The organism is Rhodococcus sp. IEGM 1306 (genome assembly GCF_036541985.1).
GTDB lineage: Bacteria > Actinomycetota > Actinomycetes > Mycobacteriales > Mycobacteriaceae > Rhodococcus_F > Rhodococcus_F qingshengii.
Genome location: NZ_JAZHFF010000002.1, coordinates 316,480 through 338,623, shown reverse-complemented (window position 1 = coordinate 338,623; position 22,144 = coordinate 316,480). Strand labels below are relative to the sequence as shown.

At 64.1% G+C, this 22,144-nt stretch carries 18 protein-coding genes; 8 read left to right on the top strand and 10 right to left on the bottom strand.

Annotation, left to right across the window (positions count from 1 at the left end; all coding sequences use genetic code 11):
- Positions 1-11: 11 nt before the first annotated feature.
- The 7 genes from V3587_RS08310 to hemE form a co-directional block, all read right to left on the bottom strand.
- The gene (locus V3587_RS08310) at positions 12-932 is read right to left on the bottom strand and encodes a WXG100-like domain-containing protein (RefSeq protein WP_003942627.1); all 921 of its coding nucleotides are present in this window, start codon (positions 930-932) and stop codon (positions 12-14) included.
- On the bottom strand, positions 932-1,243 hold the full coding sequence (locus V3587_RS08305; RefSeq protein ID WP_003942588.1) for a hypothetical protein: 312 nt from the start codon (positions 1,241-1,243) through the stop codon (positions 932-934). Before V3587_RS08305 ends, V3587_RS08310 begins: the two co-directional genes overlap by 1 nt.
- Positions 1,236-1,709 carry a YbaB/EbfC family nucleoid-associated protein gene (locus V3587_RS08300; RefSeq protein ID WP_223304570.1) on the bottom strand — a complete coding sequence of 158 codons (474 nt, stop codon included), beginning with the start codon at positions 1,707-1,709 and terminating at the stop codon, positions 1,236-1,238. Before V3587_RS08300 ends, V3587_RS08305 begins: the two co-directional genes overlap by 8 nt.
- A gap of 82 nt (positions 1,710-1,791) precedes the next feature.
- Entirely contained in the window at positions 1,792-4,068 is a 2,277-nt protein-coding gene (locus tag V3587_RS08295; RefSeq protein ID WP_283376432.1) for a molybdopterin guanine dinucleotide-containing S/N-oxide reductase, read from the bottom strand.
- Positions 4,069-4,121: 53 nt separating this feature from the next.
- A complete protein-coding gene (gene hemQ / locus V3587_RS08290) occupies positions 4,122-4,817 on the bottom strand; it encodes a hydrogen peroxide-dependent heme synthase (protein ID WP_019748269.1) in 696 nt (231 codons plus the stop codon).
- Positions 4,818-4,821: 4 nt separating this feature from the next.
- On the bottom strand, positions 4,822-6,183 hold the full coding sequence (locus tag V3587_RS08285; protein ID WP_283376353.1) for a protoporphyrinogen oxidase: 1,362 nt from the start codon (positions 6,181-6,183) through the stop codon (positions 4,822-4,824).
- Positions 6,180-7,277, bottom strand: a complete 1,098-nt coding sequence (hemE, locus tag V3587_RS08280) for a uroporphyrinogen decarboxylase (protein WP_124569718.1) — start codon at positions 7,275-7,277, stop codon at positions 6,180-6,182. The genes V3587_RS08285 and hemE overlap by 4 nt, the downstream gene beginning before the upstream one ends.
- Positions 7,278-7,445: 168 nt before the next feature.
- Here hemE and V3587_RS08275 point away from each other — a divergent pair, with 168 nt between their 5' ends.
- From V3587_RS08275 to V3587_RS08255, 5 genes are all read left to right on the top strand, one after another.
- Complete coding sequence (locus tag V3587_RS08275) at positions 7,446-8,036, top strand: DUF3000 domain-containing protein (RefSeq protein ID WP_283376352.1); 591 nt, start codon at positions 7,446-7,448, stop codon at positions 8,034-8,036.
- 60 nt (positions 8,037-8,096) lie between these two features.
- A complete protein-coding gene (locus V3587_RS08270; protein WP_235172141.1) occupies positions 8,097-9,503 on the top strand; it encodes a WS/DGAT/MGAT family O-acyltransferase in 1,407 nt (468 codons plus the stop codon).
- Positions 9,504-9,514: 11 nt separating this feature from the next.
- Positions 9,515-10,804 (top strand): ribonuclease D, encoded by a 1,290-nt coding sequence (locus tag V3587_RS08265; protein WP_283376351.1) that lies wholly within the window; start codon positions 9,515-9,517, stop codon positions 10,802-10,804.
- Positions 10,805-10,965: 161 nt separating this feature from the next.
- The gene (locus V3587_RS08260) at positions 10,966-12,186 is read left to right on the top strand and encodes a thiolase family protein (protein WP_095970517.1); all 1,221 of its coding nucleotides are present in this window, start codon (positions 10,966-10,968) and stop codon (positions 12,184-12,186) included.
- Positions 12,187-14,292, top strand: a complete 2,106-nt coding sequence (locus V3587_RS08255) for a 3-hydroxyacyl-CoA dehydrogenase NAD-binding domain-containing protein (RefSeq protein WP_007732875.1) — start codon at positions 12,187-12,189, stop codon at positions 14,290-14,292.
- Positions 14,293-14,358: 66 nt separating this feature from the next.
- Here V3587_RS08255 and V3587_RS08250 read toward each other — a convergent pair whose 3' ends face one another.
- Complete coding sequence (locus V3587_RS08250) at positions 14,359-15,930, bottom strand: GMC oxidoreductase (RefSeq protein WP_095970518.1); 1,572 nt, start codon at positions 15,928-15,930, stop codon at positions 14,359-14,361.
- Positions 15,931-16,032: 102 nt separating this feature from the next.
- A complete protein-coding gene (locus V3587_RS08245) occupies positions 16,033-16,584 on the bottom strand; it encodes a TetR/AcrR family transcriptional regulator (RefSeq protein WP_095970519.1) in 552 nt (183 codons plus the stop codon).
- A 124-nt stretch (positions 16,585-16,708) separates the two neighbouring features.
- On the opposite strand from V3587_RS08245, the gene V3587_RS08240 reads away from it, so the two are divergent.
- The 3 genes from V3587_RS08240 to V3587_RS08230 all read left to right on the top strand — a co-directional run bounded on the left by V3587_RS08240 (position 16,709) and on the right by V3587_RS08230 (position 19,892).
- Positions 16,709-17,725, top strand: a complete 1,017-nt coding sequence (locus V3587_RS08240; RefSeq protein WP_283376350.1) for an iron-siderophore ABC transporter substrate-binding protein — start codon at positions 16,709-16,711, stop codon at positions 17,723-17,725.
- Positions 17,726-17,765: 40 nt separating this feature from the next.
- Positions 17,766-18,236, top strand: a complete 471-nt coding sequence (locus V3587_RS08235; RefSeq protein ID WP_166809536.1) for an SRPBCC family protein — start codon at positions 17,766-17,768, stop codon at positions 18,234-18,236.
- Positions 18,237-18,449: 213 nt separating this feature from the next.
- Positions 18,450-19,892, top strand: a complete 1,443-nt coding sequence (locus tag V3587_RS08230; RefSeq protein WP_124569724.1) for a sugar porter family MFS transporter — start codon at positions 18,450-18,452, stop codon at positions 19,890-19,892.
- An 88-nt stretch (positions 19,893-19,980) separates the two neighbouring features.
- Here V3587_RS08230 and dxs read toward each other — a convergent pair whose 3' ends face one another.
- Positions 19,981-21,927 (bottom strand): 1-deoxy-D-xylulose-5-phosphate synthase, encoded by a 1,947-nt coding sequence (gene dxs, locus V3587_RS08225; RefSeq protein ID WP_166809537.1) that lies wholly within the window; start codon positions 21,925-21,927, stop codon positions 19,981-19,983.
- Between the last annotated feature and the right edge of the window lie 217 nt (positions 21,928-22,144).

The window sequence follows — 22,144 nt, the reverse complement described above, 5'->3', positions numbered from 1 at the left end:
AGACTTTCCACTCAGAAGTCCCAGTTCAGCGCAGTCGGGCTCAGACCGGCCGCATTCAGGTCCTCGTTGCGAGCGACAAGGCCGTCTTTGACGGAACCGATCCCGCCACCGATCGCGCCGGAAGTGATGTCAGTCAACGAGGCGTCGCCGCCCGTGACTTCCTTCGTCACGATCGCAGCGGACGCTCCCGACACCGCGTCGTCGAAGGCGCCCCGCGCGATCTCCTGCACTCTCGAACCGGTCGGGAGCGGGTTCGGGTCAGGGCCGACACGATCCGGCGTCGTCTTCAACCCTCCGTTCGCAAGTCCCTTGATGAAACCGTCGCGCCCCTCGGTCACGACCTTGCCACCGTCGATCGACTGGCGATGATCCATCGTCATCTGCCCGAGTTGAATGGCGAGGCCGGAGAAGACGGCAGCGGCAGCTTCCACTGCCGCAGCCTCGATCACTCGTATCAACAATTGCTGCAACAACATTCGGACCGTGAGTGTTGTTGCGACCTCAGCCGCCACGACCCCGGCGGTACTGACACCCAGTGTCGGGACAGCAGCCGCCACCATGGCGGCAATCTCGAGCGCCAGTGCGCCCAGCGCCGCGAGGATCGACAGTTTGGTGTACTCGATGTCCGTGCCGGTATCGGTGCATGACTGACCCAGTTCGGCCGCGGCAGAGGACAACCGCTCGAAGACCTCCGCAACTCCCCCGGCCTCGGACCAATACCGAGACAACGAGTCGCCGGCTCGACCGTCGATCGATGCCAGTACTGCCTGCAATCCGTAACCACCGGCAGCGGCCGAAGCCTCGATCCGATCGGCCGCACCTGACCAGGCATCACCCAACCTCCACAGTGCCGTTTCGTCTCCTTGCGGCCAGTCACTGCCCACCGCGACCGACGCAACCGCCTGTAACCAGCCGGGAATCTCGAGTCCCATCAGAGCCCACCCGCCATGTCGTCGGCAAGCGAGGTGTCGATCGATTCGAAACGATCGGTGATCTCGATCAGCGTGGCGGTCAATTCGCGGAGCGCGCCCGCGACCAGTGTCATCCCACCGACTGCTGACTCCGCACCGGGAACATATGCGCCTGAGAATGCGGATCCGAACTGGTCAGTGCCCCAGCAACCCTCTTCGGCGGCGACCACTGCGTCGAGAGCGCTCCGCGCCTCGTCGAGATCGGCAGCGACCACCGCGAAGGCTGGTGCAGCACTTTTCATCGCGGCCACATTCACGCCCAGTTCAGACATTGCCGGAGCTCCTCAGAACGGTGCGGTCCCAGTTCTCGTCGCAGGAAGCCGGTGTGGAGCTCGGACGAGGTTCGAGAATCTCGCGCAATCCGAGCACGCCCGGAACCAGATCCGGCAAGTCGATTCCGGCCGCCTCCGTGAGCGGCTTCGTCATCTCGGCAACCTGTCGGCGTATGTCTTCTGCCGCAGACGCGGCCGTAGCCAGGATCAGATTCCCCAACGCTGCCGGCGAATGCTTGGCGTAAGAACTCCCCGAGAGATCGACTCCCACCACCGCCCCCGAGGCGTCGACGACGATTTCCACGCTGCCGTCACTCGAACGCGCGCTCGCCGTCGCTCGAGCGATCCTCTCCTGCAAGTCCGCCAGCGATCGAGTCCGCTCCAACAGAACGTGCTGCATCGAATCGATCTGGGCCCGAAGTACTTCGACTTGCCCCCGCATCGAACCAACATCCGCTGCACTCACGATGGCCCCCACCTTCGATAGATCGTGACACCTGATTCAGGCGCTCACGAGGTTCGACGCGAGAGGTGGCCGATCGGTTCCGTCAGCGTGAACGAAGCACGGGCGGATCGAACGCCTTGACCGGCGGCAGGGCCCCGTCGAATTTCTCGATCTGCACCAGAACGTGCTGGCCGGTGCACCCGTGCGAGAGTGACGACGTACCGATGTCCGGTGTCAGAACATTGGGATTGCCGTGCACGCACAGAGAGTCGGGATCGGCAGGATCGAGCGGGTCGTACCAGGCACCGGTGGAAAGTTGGACGACGTCGCTCCGCAAGTCCGAGTCGACGATCACACCAGCAAGGCACGCTCCGCGATCGTTGAACACCCGCACCACGTCTCCTGCCGAGACGCCGCGCGCGGCCGCTGCATCGGGGTGCATACGAATCGGCTCGCGTCCCTGAATCTTCGACGCCTGGCTCGCAGCGCCGTGATCGAGTTGGCTGTGCAGACGCGTCTTGGGCTGATTGGCGATCAAGTGAAGCGGGAATTGCGAGGCTCGCGGTCCACCCAGCCACTCGTCGGGCTCGTACCAGCGCGGATGGCCCGCGCAGTCGTCGTAGCCGAAGGACTCGATGGTCTCGGAGAAGATCTCGATCTTCCCACTCGGAGTCGAGAGCGGATATTTCTCGGGATTCTCACGGAAGTCACCGAAGAGCACGAGGTTGTCTTCGGTTCGCATCCGGTAGTGCCCTTCTGCCCAGAAGTCCTCGAACGTCGGTGTGTTGCCGCCGTCTGCATCGACGAACGGCCGCCATTGAGCGTAGAGATGCTCGATCCACTCCTGTGAGGATCGCCCCTCTGTGAACTGTTCCCCGAATCCGAGCGCAGAAGCGAGAGCGGCAAACGTGTCGTAGTCGTCACGCGAGTTCTCGAAAGGTGGAACGACCTGCTGCATCGCGACCAGAAGCGGGTCGTTTCGAGTGCAGCTCAGGTCATTTCGTTCGAGCGAGGTGGTCGACGGGACCACGATGTCGGCGTTGCGGGCCATCGGCGTCCAGTACGGATCGTGAACGACGATCGTGTCCGGACGCGCAAATGCCCGTCGCAGCCTCGGGAGATCCTGATGGTGGTGAAACGGATTGCCACCGGCCCAATAGACCAACCGGATGTCAGGATAGGTCAGGCGTCGGCCGTCGTAATCGAACTCCTCCCCGGGCGAAAGCAGCAGGTCGGAAATCGCGGCTACCGGAATGAAATCCGACACCGGATTCACACCTTGCGAGAAGGTCGGCAAGGGATACGGCACCGGAGCCAGACCCGGCTCGTTCATCGAACCGTAGCCGTGCCCGAAACCTCCACCCGGAAGCCCGAATTGGCCGAGCATCGCTGCGAGTGTCACGCCCATCCACGGTGCCTGTTCACCGTGTTTGATGCGTTGCAACGACCACGTGACGGTCACCAGCGTCCGGCCAGACGCCATTCTCCGAGCCAGGTCGGTGATGAACTCCGCCGACACACCGGAGATCTTCTGCGCCCAGCGCGGATCCTTCGGTACACCGTCGGAACGTCCGAGCAGGTAGTCCTCGAAGCGTTCGTAACCGACGCAGAAACGGCCCAGGAAATCGCGATCGTGCAGGTCCTCCGACGCCAGGACAAACGCCAGGGCAAGCATGATTGCAACGTCGGTTCCCGGAACGGGTGCGATCCACTCGCAGTCACCCTCGACGTCGTCACGCAACGGACTGAAGGAGACGATCTTTCCGCCGCGAGCACGAAACGCGTCGAGCGCCCCGCGCGTCGGATGATCACTCGTACCACCGGCATTGACTCCGGTGTTCTTGATCGGCACTCCCCCGAACGAGACGAGGAGATCGGAGTGCTTCGCGATGACATCCCACGACGTGGAGCGCGCGAACAACTTCCAGTGCGTTCCGACCACACGCGGCATGATGACGCCGGTGGCACCGAGCGAGTAGCTGTGAACTGACTTGGTGTATCCACCCAGCTGATTCAGAAATCGGTGAACTTGGCTCTGCGCGTGATGGAATCGGCCGGCGCTGGCCCAGCCGTACGAGCCGCCGAAGATCGCGTTGTTTCCGTGCGCGTCGACCACGCGACGCAGTTCACGCGAGAGGAGTTCGGTCAGTTCGTCCCAGGAGATCGAGACGAATTCGTCGGCTCCACGTCGGTCGCTGGGACCCGGCCCGTTCTCGAGCCAACCCCGACGCACCGCCGGGCCCGAAACACGAGCCCGACTGCGCACCGAACCGGCGAGGTTCCCGAGCATCGGCGAAGGATTCGCATCACCCTCGTACGGATGCACGGCGGTCACCTCGCCGGCGACCGATTCGGCGGTGAACATTCCCCAATGGGACATGTGTTGACGACGCCGGTTCGGTGCTGTTGTCACAGGACTACTTTCGAAGCAGATCAGGGAAGGGAAAGGACCAGCTTCTCGATGTCCACGCGCGGGCCGGTGAAGAACGGCACCTCTTCGCGAACGTGCAAGCGAGCTTCGGTGGCACGTAGATCGCGCATCAGATCGACGATACGAATGAGTTCGGGTGCTTCGAACGCGAGAATCCACTCGTAGTCCCCCAGGGCGAAGGCCGGGACCGTGTTGGCGCGAACGTCCTTGTACGAACGAGCAGCCATACCGTGATCGGCGAGCATCTTGCGACGCTCCTCGTCGGGGAGCAGGTACCACTCGTACGAGCGGACGAACGGGTAGACGCAGATGTAATCGCCCGGATCCTCACCCGCGATGAAAGAGGGCACGTGGCTCTTGTTGAACTCCGCGGGGCGGTGCACCGCCGAGTTGCTCCAGATGGGGGCACTCGCCTGACCGAGGACCGTGGTGCGACGGAAATCCGCGTACGCGGCCTGCAGTTCCTCGATGCTGGCCGCGTGGGTCCAGATCATGAAGTCCGCGTCGGCGCGCAAGCCGGCGACGTCGTAGATGCCGCGAACCACGACGCCCTTGTCTTCGAGACCCTCGAAGAACAAGCGGGCGTCCTTGACCGCAGCTTCCCGATCATCGCCCAGCACACCGGGTTCCACCTGGAACACGGAGAACATGAGGTAACGGATTTCAGAGTTCAGTTTGTCGAAATCAAGGCGTGCCATGGGTCTATCGTGCCACTCGCTCGAATATCCGTGTAGCCGCCGTCGTGCCGACTGCGACACACGCCGGAACCCCGACGCCGTGCAGCCACGACCCGGCCACTTCGAGGCCGTCGAACTGCGCCATCCCGGACTCGATTTCGGCCACGATTTCCGTGTGACCTGGGGCGTACTGGGGAAGACCTCCGTTCCACCGCTGCACGAAGCTCGCTGTTGGCACCTCGGTGATTCCGGTCACGGTCTCGAGATCGGCGCGCGCGAGTTCGATGAGTTCCCGATCCGGCCGATCGACGATCTCCGATGCACCGAATCGACCGAACGAGACGCGAACGAGATGCTCGCCGCGATCAGCGAGGTGCGTCCACTTTCGACTCGACAGCGTGAACGCCTTGGCGGTCAGTTCGGCGTCGGTGGCAACCAGGATCCCCGAATTCTGCGGAAGTTCGACCTGCCCGGACAAGCGGAGCGCGACCACCACGGACGACGCCAGTTCGATCCGCGCCGCGATACTCGCGATCCCCGGATCGACTCCGGCCAACAACGTCGCTGCCCGCGGAGCCGGGACAGCCAGAATCACCGCGTCGACGCTTCCGAGGGGATCGACGTTCCACCCCGTGCCGTCTCTAAGTAACCCCGAGGCCTCTCCTCGGACGAACTTCGCGTCGGCGGCCTCCCGCAGCGCATCGAGCAGGATGCCGTAACCGTCCCTGAGCGCTCCGAATACCGGTCCGGGTGCAGGCGTCGGCAGTGCCGCGGCGACTGCAGCCGTGAGGCTACGAGCCCCGGCATCGAGCGCCGCAGCGAGCGTCGGTAATGCTGCTCGCACGCCGATGGTGTCCGCCAGCCCCGAATACACCCCGCCCAGCAGTGGATCCACCGATCGGCTGACCACCTGATCACCGAATCGTTGCGAAACCAGTTCGGCAACACTGCAATCGGAACCCCGGGTCCACTCGAACGGGACGCCTGCCTCGGCGACTATGCGCGCCAAGGTCTGCCCGTCGACAAGATCTCTCACCGACTCGGCCGACGCAGGGATTCCCATCAGGGTTCCGGCCGGCAACCGATTCAGTGAGCCCTGAGACCAGATCAACGGGCTCAGCCCAGCGGGATGAACGATCTGATCGGTCAGTCCCAGCTCGGCGAGAAGCGCAGGCACCTCCGGCCGCCGGGCGATGAACGCCTCGGCACCGATGTCGACCGGGCCGCCGCCCAAATCGACCGTCCGCAGCTTCCCGCCCAGTCGCGGCGAGTCGTCGACAACCGTGATGTCGGCGTCGGAGCCCAGACTGCGCCGAAGCCGGTACGCGGCAACCAGACCGGAGATTCCGCCTCCGATCACCGCGACCGACGGCCGAGTGGTCGTCACAGCGAGTGCACCAGCTCCACCGCCGACGTGATCGCCGACGGATCGGTGTCGGGCAGAACGCCGTGGCCGAGATTGAAGATGTGGCCGATCGCGCCGGCTTCGATCGCACGGTCACCTTCGGCGGCGATCCGACGCACCTCGCGATCGATCACCTCGGGGCCGGCGAACAGGACGGCGGGGTCGAGATTGCCTTGCAGAGCCTTGCCGGGGCCGACACGACCGGCGGCGACGTCGAGCGGAATCCGCCAGTCGACACCCACGACGTCGGCGCCCGCCTCCCCCATCGCCCCGAGGAGTTCACCGGTACCGACACCGAAGTGGATACGCGGAACGCCGGCAGCGGCAACCTCGGCGAACACTCGCTCGGAATGCGGAAGTACGAATTCCCGGTAATCCGCGAGCGAGAGGGCGCCCGCCCACGAGTCGAACAGCTGAACCGCGTCGACACCAGCCTCGAGCTGCGCCTGCAGGAAGCAGATCGTGGTGTCGGCCAGGCTTCCGAGCAGCGCGTGCCAGGTCTTCGGATCGGAGTGCATGAGCGCCTTGGTCTTCTCGTGGTTCCGGCTCGGACCACCCTCGACCAGATACGACGCCAAGGTGAACGGTGCTCCGGCAAAGCCGATCAGCGGCGTGGAGCCCAACTCGGTGGTGAGAAGTCGAACGGCCTGCGCGATCGCCCCGACCTCTTCGGGGACCAGTCGCGGGAGCGCTGCGACGTCGGCGATCGAACGGATCGGATTGGCAACCACCGGTCCGACACCGGCAACGATGTCGAGATCAATTCCCGCGGCCTTGAGCGGAACAACGATGTCCGAGAACAGAATTGCCGCATCCACGTCGTGACGACGCACCGGCTGCATCGTGATCTCGCAGACCAGCGCCGGATCGAAGCACGATTCCAACATGCCGATCCCTGCGCGGATCTCGCGGTACTCGGGCAACGAACGCCCGGCCTGACGCATGAACCACACCGGCCGCCGACTCGGAGTGCGTCCGGTCGCCGCGGCAAGCAACGGTGCGTCGGGCAAGACTCGCCGAGCGCTGTATTCCGCCGACCCGGTGGTGCCTGAATTCATGTTGTCCAACCCGCTCATCAGTCCTCGCGCTCTCCGCCAACGTGTGTCTTCGATCGACTCAATGCTGCCATGCCCGACGCTCCGGATCGGACACCCGAGCGGTTCGTGAGCGGCCACACACCCGGGCCACTCTCGGTCGGCGCGCCTCCACCTCCCCGCCCACATCCCCGACTAACGTCCTGACCTGTGACGACATCCGGATCGACAGCCGACCCGGCCGAGTTCCGTGCCGCCGTGGAGGCGATGACCGCTGCGCGGGTTCGGCCCGAGATAGAGGTCGGTCCCATCCGCCCGCCGCAGCGTCTCGCTCCGTACAGTCACGCCGTGGGAGCCGAAGTTCTGCACCCGGACTCCGACGTCGTGGCAGAGCAGTCCGAAGGTGACGCCTTCGGCCGCCTGATCCTGTTGTTCGATCCGGACGGCGACGAGGCGTGGAACGGGACCATGCGATTGGTGGCCTACATCCAAGCCGATCTCGACGAAGCCGTCGCCGCGGATCCGCTGCTTCCCGAAGTAGCCTGGAGTTGGCTGGTGGATGCACTCGAGGCCGGCCCGGAACCTTTTGTCGCCCTGGGCGGTACGGTCACGGCCACCACGTCGGTGCGGTACGGCGACATCGCCGGGCCGCCCCGGGCCCATCATCTCGAGCTGCGAGCGTCCTGGACTGCAACTTCTTCCGAACTGGCTCACCACGTGGAGGCCTTCTGCGAAGTCCTGGCATACGCGGCAGGGCTTCCGCCCGCCGGGATAACCACGCTGTCGCGGCAGAGCGACTGACTCCGCTACTCGTTTCCGCATTTCCCCGGAAAATTACTAGAACCTGTTCTAGAATGAGTCATGCAACGTCTCAGCGGACTCGACGCGACCTTCCTCTACTTGGAAACACCGACCCAGCTATTGCACGTTTGTGGACTTGTCCTGCTCGACCCGACAACCATTCCGGGCGGCTACGACTACCGGAAGCTCCTCCGCGAGTTGGACTCGCGGATGGCCACCATGCCGACCTTCCGGCGCAAACTCAAAGATTCTCGCCTCAATCTCGACTACCCGGTCTGGGTCGACGACCACGATTTCGACATCGAGCGGCATTGCCATCGAACCGCGGTACCCGCGCCGGGAACGCACGCGGAACTGGCGGAACTTGCCGGACACATCGCCAGCCAGCCGCTGGATCGGTCCCGTCCGCTGTGGGAGATGTGGGTCATCGAGGGCCTCGCCGACGGGCAGATCGCCGTCATGTCGAAAATCCACCACAGCGCCGCCGACGGTGTCACCGGCGCAAACATCCTGGCTCAGCTGTGCAGCCTCGAACCGGATTCGCCGGCTCTCGTGGATCCCGATGCCCAGGGCGCGGGCGACGCCGGAACTCTCGACATCGCGATCGGCGGACTCATGGCCGTCGTCGCACGGCCCGCACGAATTGCCCGTCTGGTCCCCGGCGGAATCGCCATGCTCCCCAAGTGGGTGACGCGTGCACGCAAGGGTGAAGCCATGCCTGCGCCGTTCACCGCGCCGCGAACTTCGTTCAACGGCGCTATCACCGGCCACCGCAACGTCGCGTTCAGCCAACTCGATCTCGCGAAGGTGAAAGCCGTGAAAGACCGCCACGGCGTGAAGGTCAACGACGTGGTCCTGGCGCTCTGCGCCGGAGCTCTGCGTAAGTATCTGGAGGACCGGGACGAACTACCGGAGGACTCCCTCGTCGCCATGGTTCCCGTCTCGGTTCACGGCAAGTCCGACCGGCCGGGCACGAACCAGATCTCGGGCATGTTCACGCAACTGGGCACCCAGATCGCCGATCCCGTCGAACGCCTGCACGCGATCAGCGATTACAACGCCACCTCGAAGGACCACAACGAAGCCCTGGGCGCGAACATGCTCCAGGACTGGTCACAGTTCGCATCACCGGCGGTATTCGGCGCCGCCATGCGCGTGTACTCGTCGCTCAAGCTCGCCGAGCGTCATCCGGTGGTGTCCAACCTGGTGGTCTCCAACGTGCCCGGGCCGCCTGTCCCGCTCTACTTCCTCGGTGCACAGATCAAAGGAATGTTCCCGCTCGGCCCGATCTTCCACGGGGCGGGCCTGAACGTCACGGTGATGTCGCTCGACGGAAAACTCGACGTCGGCATCGTCAGTTGCTCCGATCTGGCACCCGAATTGGACCAGCTCGCGCAAGGTTTCGGGGCAGCTCTCGACGAACTGTTCGACGCCGAGGTGACAACCACTGTCCCCACTGCGACGTAGAGTCAATGACCATGTCCGAAGTCACCGATGATGCGACCGAGCCCACCTCCGACGTAGTTCCGCTGCTCGTACCGCGTGACGGAGTTCCGGAAGTCATCACCACTGCCGCCGGCGTCTCCGGTGCCGCGGCCGCGCTGGCTTCCGGTCACGGCCCGCTCGCGGTGGACGCCGAGCGGGCATCCGGATTCCGCTATTCGGCACGGGCGTACCTGATCCAGCTCCGACGCGAAGGAGCAGGATCGTTCCTGCTCGACCCGATTCCGACAGCGCAAGACCTGAAGCCGTTGGCCGAGGTGATCAACCCGTTGCAATGGGTGCTCCACTCCGCCGATCAGGATCTCCCCGGCCTCGCCGAACTGGGCCTGACACCAGCCGAGCTGTTCGACACCGAACTTGCCGGTCGACTGGCCGGGTTCGAGCGAGTCGGACTCGCCGCGATTGTGGAACGAACTCTGCGAGTGGAACTTCGCAAGGGTCACGGGGCTGCGGACTGGTCGACACGTCCACTGCCGGACGCCTGGTTGAACTACGCCGCCCTCGACGTCGAAGTGCTTCTCGAATTGCGCGACGCAATGGAAGCCGAACTCGAATCCCAAGGCAAGCTCGAATGGGCGAAGGAAGAGTTCGAGTACATCCGTCTGGCCGGACCACCCAAGCCCAAACCGGACCGCTGGCGTCGTACGTCGCACATCACCTCGCTCAAGACCACGCGCCAGTTGGCGGCGGTGCGGGCGTTGTGGCAAGCCCGTGAGGATCTCGCACGCAAGCGTGACGTGTCGCCGAGCCGAGTTCTTCCCGACTCCGCGATCATCGATGCCGCCCTCAAAGATCCCCAGTCGTTGGACGCGCTCCGCTCGCTTCCCGTCTTCGGCGGACCACGTCAACGCCGGTATTCACGTGTCTGGATGGACGCATTGGAAGCTGCGCGCAGGCTCCCCGACAGCGAGCTTCCGCCGAAGACCCCGCCCATCGTCGGACCTCCGGCCGCCGGTCGCTGGGCCCGCCAGGATCCGGCGGCAGCGGACCGCTTGACGGCGGCCAGAGCCGCACTGTCGGACCTGAGCAAAGAGGTGTCGGTACCGGTGGAGAATCTGCTCCAACCCGACCTGGTCAGGCGCCTGTGCTGGGACTGGAAATTGGAACCCGACTCCGACATCGCCGAAGTCGAGAGTGCGATCGAGACCAAGCTCACTTCGGGAGGCGCACGTGGCTGGCAACGCACTTTGACGGTTCCTGTCCTCGCCGAGGCACTGAACTCCGTGGTCCCGGCCGAACCCGAGGCCGAAGCGCCTGAATCCTGACCTGACCCCGGTGTGAAGTTGGAGCAATTCGGCACGTTAAGTTACCGGTCAGTAATGGGCAGTAGTACGCTCGATACGAGGCCGGACGCCTGGCCGTGATCGCCGAACCAACGTCTCACCGCCCTTCGGTGCGGTGGGCAGCTCCATCAGGAGGAATTCGCGTGGCTCCATCCACAAACAACCAACGCAACGTCGTCTTCGTCGACGGCATTCGCACCCCGTTCGGCAAGGCCGGCCCGAAAGGCATGTACGCCGACACACGCGCAGACGATCTCGTCGTCAAGGCGATTCGTGAGCTGCTTCGTCGTAACCCGCAGCTCGATCCCGCGCGGATCGACGAAGTGGCCGTCGCAGCCACCACGCAGACCGGTGATCAGGGCCTGACCATCGGCCGCACGGCCGCGATCCTCGCCGGTCTCCCCGAAACCGTTCCCGGCTTCGCCATCGACCGCATGTGTGCCGGCGCGATGACCGCTGTCACCACCACCGCGTCGGGCATCGGCTTCGGCCAGTACGACGTCGTGATCGCCGGTGGCGTCGAGCACATGGGTCACCACCCGATGGGTGAGGGCGCAGACCCCAACCCTCGTTTCCTCGCCGATCGCCTGGTCGATCCGAGTGCCCTCGTGATGGGTAACACCGCCGAGAACCTGCACGACCGGTTCCCGACCATCACCAAGGAACGCACGGACGCCTACGCCGTGAACAGCCAGAACAAGTACGACGCTGCCAAGAAGGCAGGCTTCATCGCCGACACCCTGGTCCCCGTCGCCACCCGCAGTTCTGCAGGCTGGGGCCTGGCCACCGAGGACGAGCCGCCGCGCCCCGGAACCACCGTCGAAGATCTCGCGAAGCTCAAGACGCCGTTCCGCCCGGCCGGACGCATCACCGCCGGTAACGCCGCCGGACTCAACGACGGCGCCACCGCCGCCCTGCTCGCCGGTGAGGACACCGCAGCCGAGCTCGGACTGCCGGTCGGCATGCGCATGGTGGGCTTCGCCTACCAGGGCGTCGACCCCGCCGTCATGGGAATCGGCCCGGTTCCCGCCACCGAGAAGCTGCTGGCACGCACCGGCCTGAAGATCGAGGACATCGGACTCTTCGAGATCAACGAGGCGTTCGCCGTTCAGGTCCTCGCATTCCTCGAGCACTACGGCATCGCCGACGACGACCCGCGCGTCAACCAGTGGGGCGGCGCCATCGCGTGTGGCCACCCCCTCGCTTCCTCGGGCGTTCGCCTGATGACGCAGCTCTCCCGCCAGTTCGCGACGCGTCCCGACGTGCGCTACGGCTTGACCACCATGTGCATCGGCCTCGGAATGGGCGGAACCGTCATCTGGGAGAACCCGAACCACGCTGACTACCAGGCAGGAGTTAACTAAATGTCTGATATTGCAACAGCATTCGCCGACGAGGTCGTGACGAACGCCTACACGAAGATCATCTCGGTCCCCGGCATCGAGGGCCCGTTTGCACTGATCACCCTCGACAACGGCTTCGACCACACCAAGCCGTCGTCCTTCGGTCCCGGCGGACTCGCAGCATTCGACGCCGCCCTCGACGAAGCCTTTGCCGCCAACCCGGTTGCCATCGCCGTCACCGGCAAGCCGTTCATCTTCGCCGCCGGCGCGGATCTCAAGGGTGTTCCCGCGATCACCTCTCGTGAGCAGGGACTCGAGCTGGGCCGCTTGGGTCACAAGGTGTTCCGACGCCTGCGTGAGTCGTCCGTTCCCACGTTCGCCTTCATCAACGGTGTCGCTCTGGGTGGCGGCCTCGAGGTCGGACTGCACAGCCACTACCGCACGGTTGCCGCCAATGCGGGCGCACTGGGTCTTCCGGAAGCATTCCTCGGTCTGGTCCCCGGTTGGGGCGGAACGCAGTTGCTCCCCAACCTCGTCGGCCCGTCGAACGCCGTCACCGTGGTGATCGAGAACTCGCTGAACCAGAACAAGGTGCTCTCCCCCAAGAAGGCACTCGAACTCGGCGTCGTCGACGTCGTTCTCGATTCTGCCGACTTCATCGAGCAGTCCCTCGCCTGGGCGTCGCAGGTCCTCGCCGGCACAGTGACCCCCGCTCGCCCCGAGATCGATCGTGGCCAGGGCTGGGACGACGCGATCGCTCGTGCGAAGGCGATCGTCGACGGCAAGACCAAGGGCAACGCTCCCGGCGCCGTCAAGGCCGTCGAGCTGCTCGAACTGGCTCGCAGTACCGACATCACCGATGCCGCCTCGCTCGACAAGGGCTTCGCGGCCGAGGACGAGGCTCTTGCCGACCTCCTCCTGACCGACGAACTCCGTGCAGGTCTGTACGCCTTCGATCTGGTGAACAAGCGCGCCAAGCGCCCCGCCGGAGCACCCGACCGCTCGCTCGCCCGCAAGGTCAGCGGCGTCGGCATCGTCGGCGCCGGCCTCATGGCCAGCCAGCTCGCGCTGCTCTTCGTCCGCCAGCTCAAGGTGCCGGTCATCCTGACCGACATCGACCAGGAACGCATCGACAAGGGTGTCGGTTACGTCCACACCGAAATCGAGAAGCTCCAGGGCAAGGGGCGCCTGTCCCCCGACGCTGCGAACCGCCTCAAGGCGCTCGTCTCCGGCTCCCTCGACAAGGCCGCGTTCGCCAAGACCGACTTCGTCATCGAAGCCGTCTTCGAGAACATGGACGTCAAGAAGAAGGTCTTCGCGGAACTCGAGCAGTTCATCGCTCCCGAAACCATCCTCGCCACCAACACCTCCTCGCTCTCCATCACCGAGATGGCGTCCGGCCTCGAGCATCCCGAGCGCGTGGTCGGTTTCCACTTCTTCAACCCGGTTGCCGTTCTTCCCCTCCTCGAGATCATCAAGGGCAGCAAGACCGACGATGCCACTCTCGCAACGGCTTTCGCTACCGCAAAGTCACTGAAGAAGTCCGCCGTCCTCTGCGGCGACAAAGCAGGCTTCGTCTTCAACCGCCTCGTCACCCGCACCTTGGGTGAGGTCATGTCCGCCGTCGACGAAGGCACACCCTTCGACGTCGCGGACAATGCCATCGCCGAACTCGGCATGCCCATGTCGCCGTTCACGCTGCTGGCCCTCGTCGGACCCGCAGTGGCTCTGCACACCGGTGAGACCCTGCAGGAGTCGTACCCTGACCGGTTCAAGAGCTCACCGGGACTCGAAGCACTCGTCGAGGCTCGCAAGCCCGGCGTGTGGACCTGGGGCGAGAACGGTCAGGCCGTCGATCCCGAGGTCGCCGCGCTGTGGCCGCAGGGTGACAAGGTGTCCACCTCGGAAGAGGTCCTCGAGCGCACACGTCGTGCATTCGCCGAGGAAATTCAGATCATGCTCGACGAGGGCGTCGTAGCGGCAGCCGAGGACATCGACCTCTGCCTGCTGCTCGGCGGCGGATTCGGATTCTGGAACGGCGGCATCACGCCGTACCTGGACCGGACCGGTACCTCCGAAGCTGTCAACGGCAAGCGCTTCCTCGCGCCCGGTGTTGCCAGCGTCTGAGAAAGTCGATCGAACCGTCACGGACGGCGTGCCTTCGGGTACGCCGTCCGGGGCGTTTGTGCAGACTCAGAAGAGGATTCCCACATCGTCTTTCACGATGTTCTCGAGTGCACGCTCCGCGACGGCGGCAATGGTCATCGACGGATTGCACGCGGCGGAGTTACCCGGCAGCAGAGCACCGTCGAGCACGTACAACCCACGCTGACCGAGAACCCTGCCATCGAGGTCGCACACCGAGTTCATGCAGGCGCCGCCGAGAGGATGCCAGGTGGACGGCAGTATCGCGTTCGTGTCGGTCAGGAGACCTCCGGCCGCGATCCGATGGGCCGCCGGCCCGATGTGGCGTTGCTGGATCGCCGAATCCCCGTCCTTCGGCCAATGGAGCACCGCCTCACCCCGCACCGAGTCGTACACGAACCGACCTCGGTCGGTACTGACACCGAATCCGACCATCACCGTGCTGTGAGCGTCGAACGCCACCGGCGGGAACGACGCCTGAATGACGGTGAACGCGTTGTGCGGGTCCTCCCAGTTCCGGCTGCCGTAGACGACCGGCCCGCCCTGTGTCGCGCCGAAATTCTCCGCGAGATCCGACCAGATGTAGATCCGGTCGGCATTGGTCCCCCACCCCGCGCCGAGTTCGTCGGGCAAATCCGTGATCCGCCCCGTTGCCGCGGCGCGGACCAGGAGTTTGGTGGTGTTCATGCTGCCGGCAGCCATCACGAGCGCATCCGTCGTCAAAATCTTGTTCTCGAGAATGTTGCCGGAAATGTCGGTCCGGTCCACGTACACACGCCACCGTCCGTCGGCCGCCCGCTCGACATCGGTGACCTGGTGCAGAGTCTCCACTTCGACCAATCCGGTCGCTTCCGCAGCCGCAATGTAGGTGACGTCCACCGAATGCTTGCCGCCGTTGTTGACCCCGAGCGCGCCGTCACCGTTGGTGTACGACGGCTTCATCTCACCCCGCAGTTCGGCCAACGCGTAGTTCCAGTCGATCGGCATCGGAATTTTCGACACGGGTAGACCGGAACGCGTTGCGTTACGCGCGAATACACGTGCCGCCTCGTAGTTCGGGCTGGAAATCAGTTCGTCGGGTGCAGTTTCCACTTGCAACATCCGCGCCACCCGCGGGTAATGGACGCGGTCCATTCGTGCGTAATCGAGCTCCTCCGGAAAGTGCGTGTTGAAGACCGCTTCTTCCGGTTGCAGCGTCATCCCTTGGTACACAAGCGATCCGCCGCCCACACCGGCTGCGCAGATCGCGGTCATGTTCTCACCGGTCACCGTCTCCAACAAACCCGCGTATGGCTCGAAGATCGCCGGCCTGCCGAACAGAGTCGGGTTGGACTGATGCCAGAGGATACGCTTGTCCGGACTGGCGGGATGCGGAAAAGTTTCGGCATTCGGCCCGGTCTGCCACCGAATCCCTCTCTCCAGCAGGGTGACCGGAACCCCGGCCTCGGCCAAGCGAAGTGCCGTCACCCCTCCGCCGAACCCCGAACCGATAACCACGACACGGTGCACTTCACGTGTCAGCGGAATCCCTGTTGCAGCCTTGGCAGTGCGTGGCGCCGTCATCGCGACTCCCACGGCGGCCGTGCCGGCCAAGAACGATCTACGTTTCACTCCGGACATGACTGGTGCTCCCTCGAAGAATGTCGCCAGAGAATCCCGGGCACGCCAAAACTAGACACTCTGACGACCTAGTGTCAAGGTTTTGACGAAGTAGGCGAGGAACTACGAGGTCGACCGAATTGCGGGCCCGAGCCACCGCGCGAGAAAGGCGCGCAGGGAGTCGTCGGAATGGACGAGCTCACTGTCGAAGGCGACAACCGAAAGTCCGAGACGCACGGCAATTTCCACTATCTCGTCAAGTTCCACGTCCGTGGCGAGACCACGTTCGACCATCGGAGTGAGCATCTGAGTAGCGAAAGGTATTGCTCGACTCATCATTTCGACGTCGAAGACGGGGTTTCCCCGTTCTGCGAGAAGCAGTGTCGCCAGAACCGGGTGAGCACGCACGGCAGTTCGCGCGGCAACGATGAATTCGACGACATAGTCACACGCCGTGTCGACCGACTCCACCTGTGCCGTGATCTCCCCGAGCACCTCGATGGCAAGACCGCCCATCGCCTGGGAGACGACCTCTTCTCGCGTTCCGAAAATCGAGTACACCGTCTGACGCGAGACACCGGCCGCAGTGGCAACCGCGGCAATGTTCACAGCCTCGAATCCGCCGCCTTCGATCAGTCCGAGAGCAGCGGCGAGAATCTTTTGCTGTGATCGCACCGGGACAGTATCGCCCACCGAAACGGGGGCCCGCGAAACCCGGCCCACATCTCACCCCCACCTGCATAAACAGCGCACTCGGTTTCGTTTGGCTGCCGAAAATCAGTAGGTTAGGCTGCCCTTCATGAAAACTTCTGTTCGAGGCTTTGCCGCCCTCGGTGCCGCTGCAATTGCAGTCACCGCCCTTGTCTCGTGCTCCTCGGATACGGACACCTCGACGACCGCACAAGGTACGGACGGATTCCCCGTCGGTATCGAGAACACCTTCGGCACCACGACCATCGAATCGAAGCCCGAGCGCCTCGTCACTCTCGGATGGAACGCGCAGGACATCCTGTACGCACTCGATCTGACTCCGGTCGGACAGCCCAAGTACACCTACGGTGCGGACGACAACGGCGTGATGCCCTGGGCGCAGGACTACTTCGACGCGGACAAGACCACGCTCTTCGACATGCCGGCCAGCGGAGAACCGCCGATCGAGTCCATCGCGTCGTTGACACCCGACGTCATCCTCGCGCCGTACGAGGGCTTCGAGGAATCCGTCTACAACCAACTGAGCAAGATCGCACCGACGGCCGCCTACCCCGGCGCTGCCTGGCAGACATCCTGGCAGGACCAGACCCGCATCGTCGGCAAGGCAGTCGGCAAGAGCGACGAGGCCGACAAGCTCGTCGACGGCCTCGACGCTACTCTCGCCGATACCGCCGCAGCCCACCCGGAGTTCGCGGGGAAGACGTTGGCAGTGGTCAACTTCGACACCGACTCGAGCAACATCAACGTCTACCTGCCCACCGATCCGCGCGTCCAGGTGCTGACCGAACTCGGGTTCGTCAACGCACCAGGCGTCGAGAAGCTCGCCGCGGACAACGCAGGCGGATCGTTCTTCAAGACGATCTCCTACGAGAACATCGCCGACATCGACGCCGATGTGATCGTCGGCTTCACCGACGGTTCCGGTGATCCGTCCGGCATACCCGCAGTCGGTGGACTCGACGCGGTCAAGCGCGGATCCACCGCATTCCTCAGCGACACCCGCGTCATCGGCGGACTGAGCAACGTCAACGTCCTGAGCACGCCGTGGGTCCTCGGCCAGATCACACCGACCTTGAGCGAAGCCGCGAAGCGCGCAACCACCTAGAAAAGATGCAGTGTCGGTCACGGTCTTTATGCTCACCCGCATGGCTGAACTTTCGATCTCCGTAACCAGGCACGTCAAAGCACCGGCAGAGACCGTGTGGCAGGTCCTCACGGACCTCGACAATGCTGCCGAGACCCTCTCCGGCGTGATCCGTATCGAACGGCTCGCCGGAGAGGGCTACGCCGTCGGCACCAAGTGGCGTGAGACTCGGAAGATGATGGGCAAGGAAGCAACCGAGGACATGTGGGTGACCGAAGTCGACGCTCCTACCCGCACGGTCGTCAAAGCCAACTCCCACGGCATGAACTACACGAGTGGGTTCACTCTGAAGCCTGACGCCGCAGGCACGATCCTCGAGATGCACTTCTCCGGTGAATCCGAATCCACGTCACGTATCTCGAAAATCTTCACAGCAGTATTCGGTCGATTGGGCGCGCGGGTGACCCGGAAATTCATGGCAAAGGATCTCGAGGACATCGCGGCCAGAGCCGAGCGTCTCGCGGGCGAATAAACCCATCTCACCTGCGCCTTCCTGATTGTCTGCATAGTCACTGCAATCAATACCTCATCTCTGAGTCGGCCTGATTCGACGCGAGAATGGACTCAGCTGGATAACGGCGTGTGAGTCCCCGCCAAATCTCCTCCGGTGGGCGTAGCGTGCAGAGTGCTCGCGGATGGATCGGCGCATCGGGGTGTCGACCGTAGGGCCTTTGAGGGGGCAGGAATGGCATTCAGCGGAACCGCCTCCGGCGGTGGATCCGGCGCTACTCGCGCCGACGTCGGACACGCAGTGCTCTTCGCCGGCGCCGCCGCGCTCGGCGGTTTTCTGTTCGGATACGACACCGCCGTCATCAACGGGGCAGTCGGTGCGATCCGAGACAAGTACGACATCGGCGCCTCGGGCACCGGGCTCACGGTCTCACTGACTCTGCTCGGCGCAGCACTCGGCGCCTGGATCGCAGGCACACTCGCAGACCGACTCGGCCGCATCCGCGTCATGCAGATAGCCGCGGTGCTGTTCATCATCGGCGCCGTCGGTTCCGCAATTCCGTTCAGCGTCTACGACCTCACGTTCTGGCGCGTGGTCGGCGGCCTGGCCGTGGGTTTCGCATCAGTTATCGCCCCGGCATACATCGCGGAGATCTCCCCCGCCGCGATTCGCGGACGCCTCGGCTCGATGTACCAGTTGGCGATCGTCCTTGGAATCGCCGTGTCGCAGTTGGTCAACTATGCCCTCCAAGCTGCGGCCGGCGGTGATCGCAATCAGATCGCGGGCCTCGAAGCCTGGCAGTGGATGCTGATGCTCGAGGCTGTTCCCGCAGTCCTGTACCTGATCATGACGACCACGATTCCGGAGTCTCCGCGATTCCTCGTGGCGCAGGGCAAGGACGATCGAGCTCGCAAGATCATCTCCGACCTCGAAGGCGGAGATCACGACGCCGTCACCGAACGGATGAACGAGATTCGTGAATCACTGACGGAGAAGCAGGCCAAGACCACAGTCCGCCAACTCTTCTCGAAGCGGCTCGGCGTCTCGCATCTGGTGTGGGTCGGCATCGCGTTGGCTGCACTGCAGCAGTTGGTCGGCATCAACGTGATCTTCTACTACTCGAGCACGCTCTGGCAGGCAGTCGGATTCGGGGCCGATCGCTCGTTGCTCATCAGTGTCGTGAGCGCTCTGGTCAACATCGTCGGTACGTTCGTGGCCATCGCCGTCATCGACCGGGTCGGGCGAAAGCCGCTGTTGCTGGTCGGTTCCGCCGGTATGGCCATTTCACTGGGTACCGCAGCCTTCTGTTTCCATTCGGCAACAGTGACGAAGAACGAGATCGGCGAATCCGTGGCCACGCTGACCGGAGCCAACGCCACGATCGCACTCATCGGAGCCAACGCATTCGTCTTCTTCTTCGCTCTGTCCTGGGGCCCGGTGGTCTGGGTGTTGATCTCCGAAATGTTCCCCAACCGCGTGCGTGCTGCAGCGGTGGGAATTGCGACCGCCACCAACTGGGTCGCGAACTTCCTGGTGTCCTGGACGTTCCCGGCCCTGGCCGATTGGAATCTGTCTTACACCTACGCCGGATACGCCGTCATGGCGCTACTGTCGCTGTTCGTCGTCCTGAGGTTCGTGAAGGAAACGCGAGGCAGCACACTCGAATCCGTCCAGTAGCGAGATCTCACGGTTTCACACCGAAAAGCGGTGGCCCTCGGATTGATCCGAGAGCCACCGCTTTTCGAGATTATTGTGAGACGAGCTGTCAGCCTTGCGCGACTTCACCCTGGGCCGACGCCGAGGACGCGTCTTCCTGGACGTGGACGCCGACGCTGCCCATCCCCGCCACCCAGCCGGTGATCTTGCGCGAAAGATCCTGAGCCGTGAGTCCGAGTTCCTTGTGGATGGCTTCGCGGCTGGCGTGATCGAGGAATTGCTGGGGAACGCCCATGTCACGGCAGGACGTGTGCACGCCGGCGGCACGCATCGCAGCCGAGACCGTCGAACCGATGCCGCCGTGCAGACCGCCGTCTTCGATGGTGACCACGAGCGCGTACTTGTCCGCCATCTTCACCAGCGAATCCGCGACCGGCAGAACCCACCGCGGATCGACGACGGCAACCGAGATGCCCTGCTTGTCGAGGCGCTCGGCAATCTCGAGCGCCAAGGATGCAAACGGGCCCACCGCGACGAGGAGCACGTCGCCGCGCTCACCCTCGCTGGCCTTGAGAACGTCGACCATTCCGTCGAGTCGCTTCACTGCCGGAATAGCTTCGGGTACAGCACCCTTCGGGAACCTTACGACCGTCGGGCCGTCGTCGACGAGAAGCGCCTCGTCCAGTTCTTCGCGCAGCGTGTCTGCGTCACGCGGTGCCGCGACGCGGATCCCGGGAATGATTCCGAGGAGCGAAAGATCCCAGACGCCGTTGTGGCTGGCGCCGTCGACTCCGGTGACCCCGGCGCGGTCGAGCACGACCGTCACCGGTTGCTTGAGCAGAGCGACGTCCATCAACAACTGATCGAAAGCTCGATTGAGGAACGTCGAGTAGATAGCGACGACGGGGTGAAGTCCGCCCAACGCCAGGCCGGCGGCCGAGGTCATCGCATGCTGCTCGGCGATCCCGACGTCGAACATCCGATCGGGGAACTTCTCACCGAAGGCCGCGAGTCCGGTGGGCCCGGCCATGGCCGCGGTGATGGCGACGATGTCCTCACGACGCGAAGCCTGCTCGATCAATGCGGCCGAGAAGACCGACGTCCAGTCCGGCGCCGACGACTTGGTGCCGCGACCGGTGACGGGATCGATGACGCCGGTGGCGTGCATCTGATCGGCCACGTCGTTCTCGGCGTGTGCATAACCGTTGCCCTTGCGCGTGACGGCGTGAACGATGACCGGCCCGCCGTAAGCCTTCGCCCGGCGCAACGCCGATTCCATGGCGGCTTCGTCGTGTCCGTCCACCGGTCCGAGGTACTTGATACCCAGATCGGTGAACATGACCTGAGGGCTGACCGCGTCCTTGAGACCGGCCTTCATTCCGTGCAGGACCGAGTACGCGGTGCGCCCGACCCAGGGCAGTCTCTTGACCAGGCGTCGGCCGCTGTCGAGCGCGCGCTCGTAACTCGGTGCGGTCCGCAGTGCCGAGAGATGGTCGGCGAGCCCGCCGATGGTCGGCGCGTACGAGCGACCGTTGTCGTTGACGACGATCACCACCGAACGGTCCTTGCCCGCCGCAATGTTGTTGAGGGCTTCCCAACACATTCCGCCGGTCAGCGCGCCGTCACCGACGACGGCGACAACGTGGCGATTCTGACCCGTCAACGCGAAGGCCTTCGCGAGTCCGTCGGCATAGGACAGAGCGGCGGAAGCGTGAGAGGACTCGACCCAGTCGTGTTCGCTCTCGGCGCGGCACGGATATCCGGACAGTCCGCCCTGCTTACGCAAGGTGTCGAACTGATCCTGACGGCCGGTGAGGATCTTGTGCACATAGGCCTGATGGCCCGTGTCGAAGATGATCGCGTCCTGCGGCGAGTCGAAAATTCGGTGCAGTGCGAGGGTCAACTCCACGACGCCCAAGTTGGGCCCGAGGTGACCACCGGTCGCAGCGACCTTCAGCACGAGGAACTCACGAATCTCGTCGGCCAACTCCGTCATCTCGGCGTGGCTCAACTGACGTAGATCGTCAGGACCCTGAATGCGGGCAAGAACACCCAACGAGATCGCTCCCTCCGTGCTTCACAGCTGCACCGGTGCGCGCCGCGGCTGTCTTCGCGACAGTGCTGCCAGTCTACGGAGCGTTCCGGCGAACCGACACGCGGACTCGGCCCGATTCCGGTGTGACTTCGCGTAACAGCGAAATCTCAGAGATCGCTCGTGATCGCAATCACAGACAAATGGGATCCGTCGCAATCGACTCGACAACTCTTGTTCC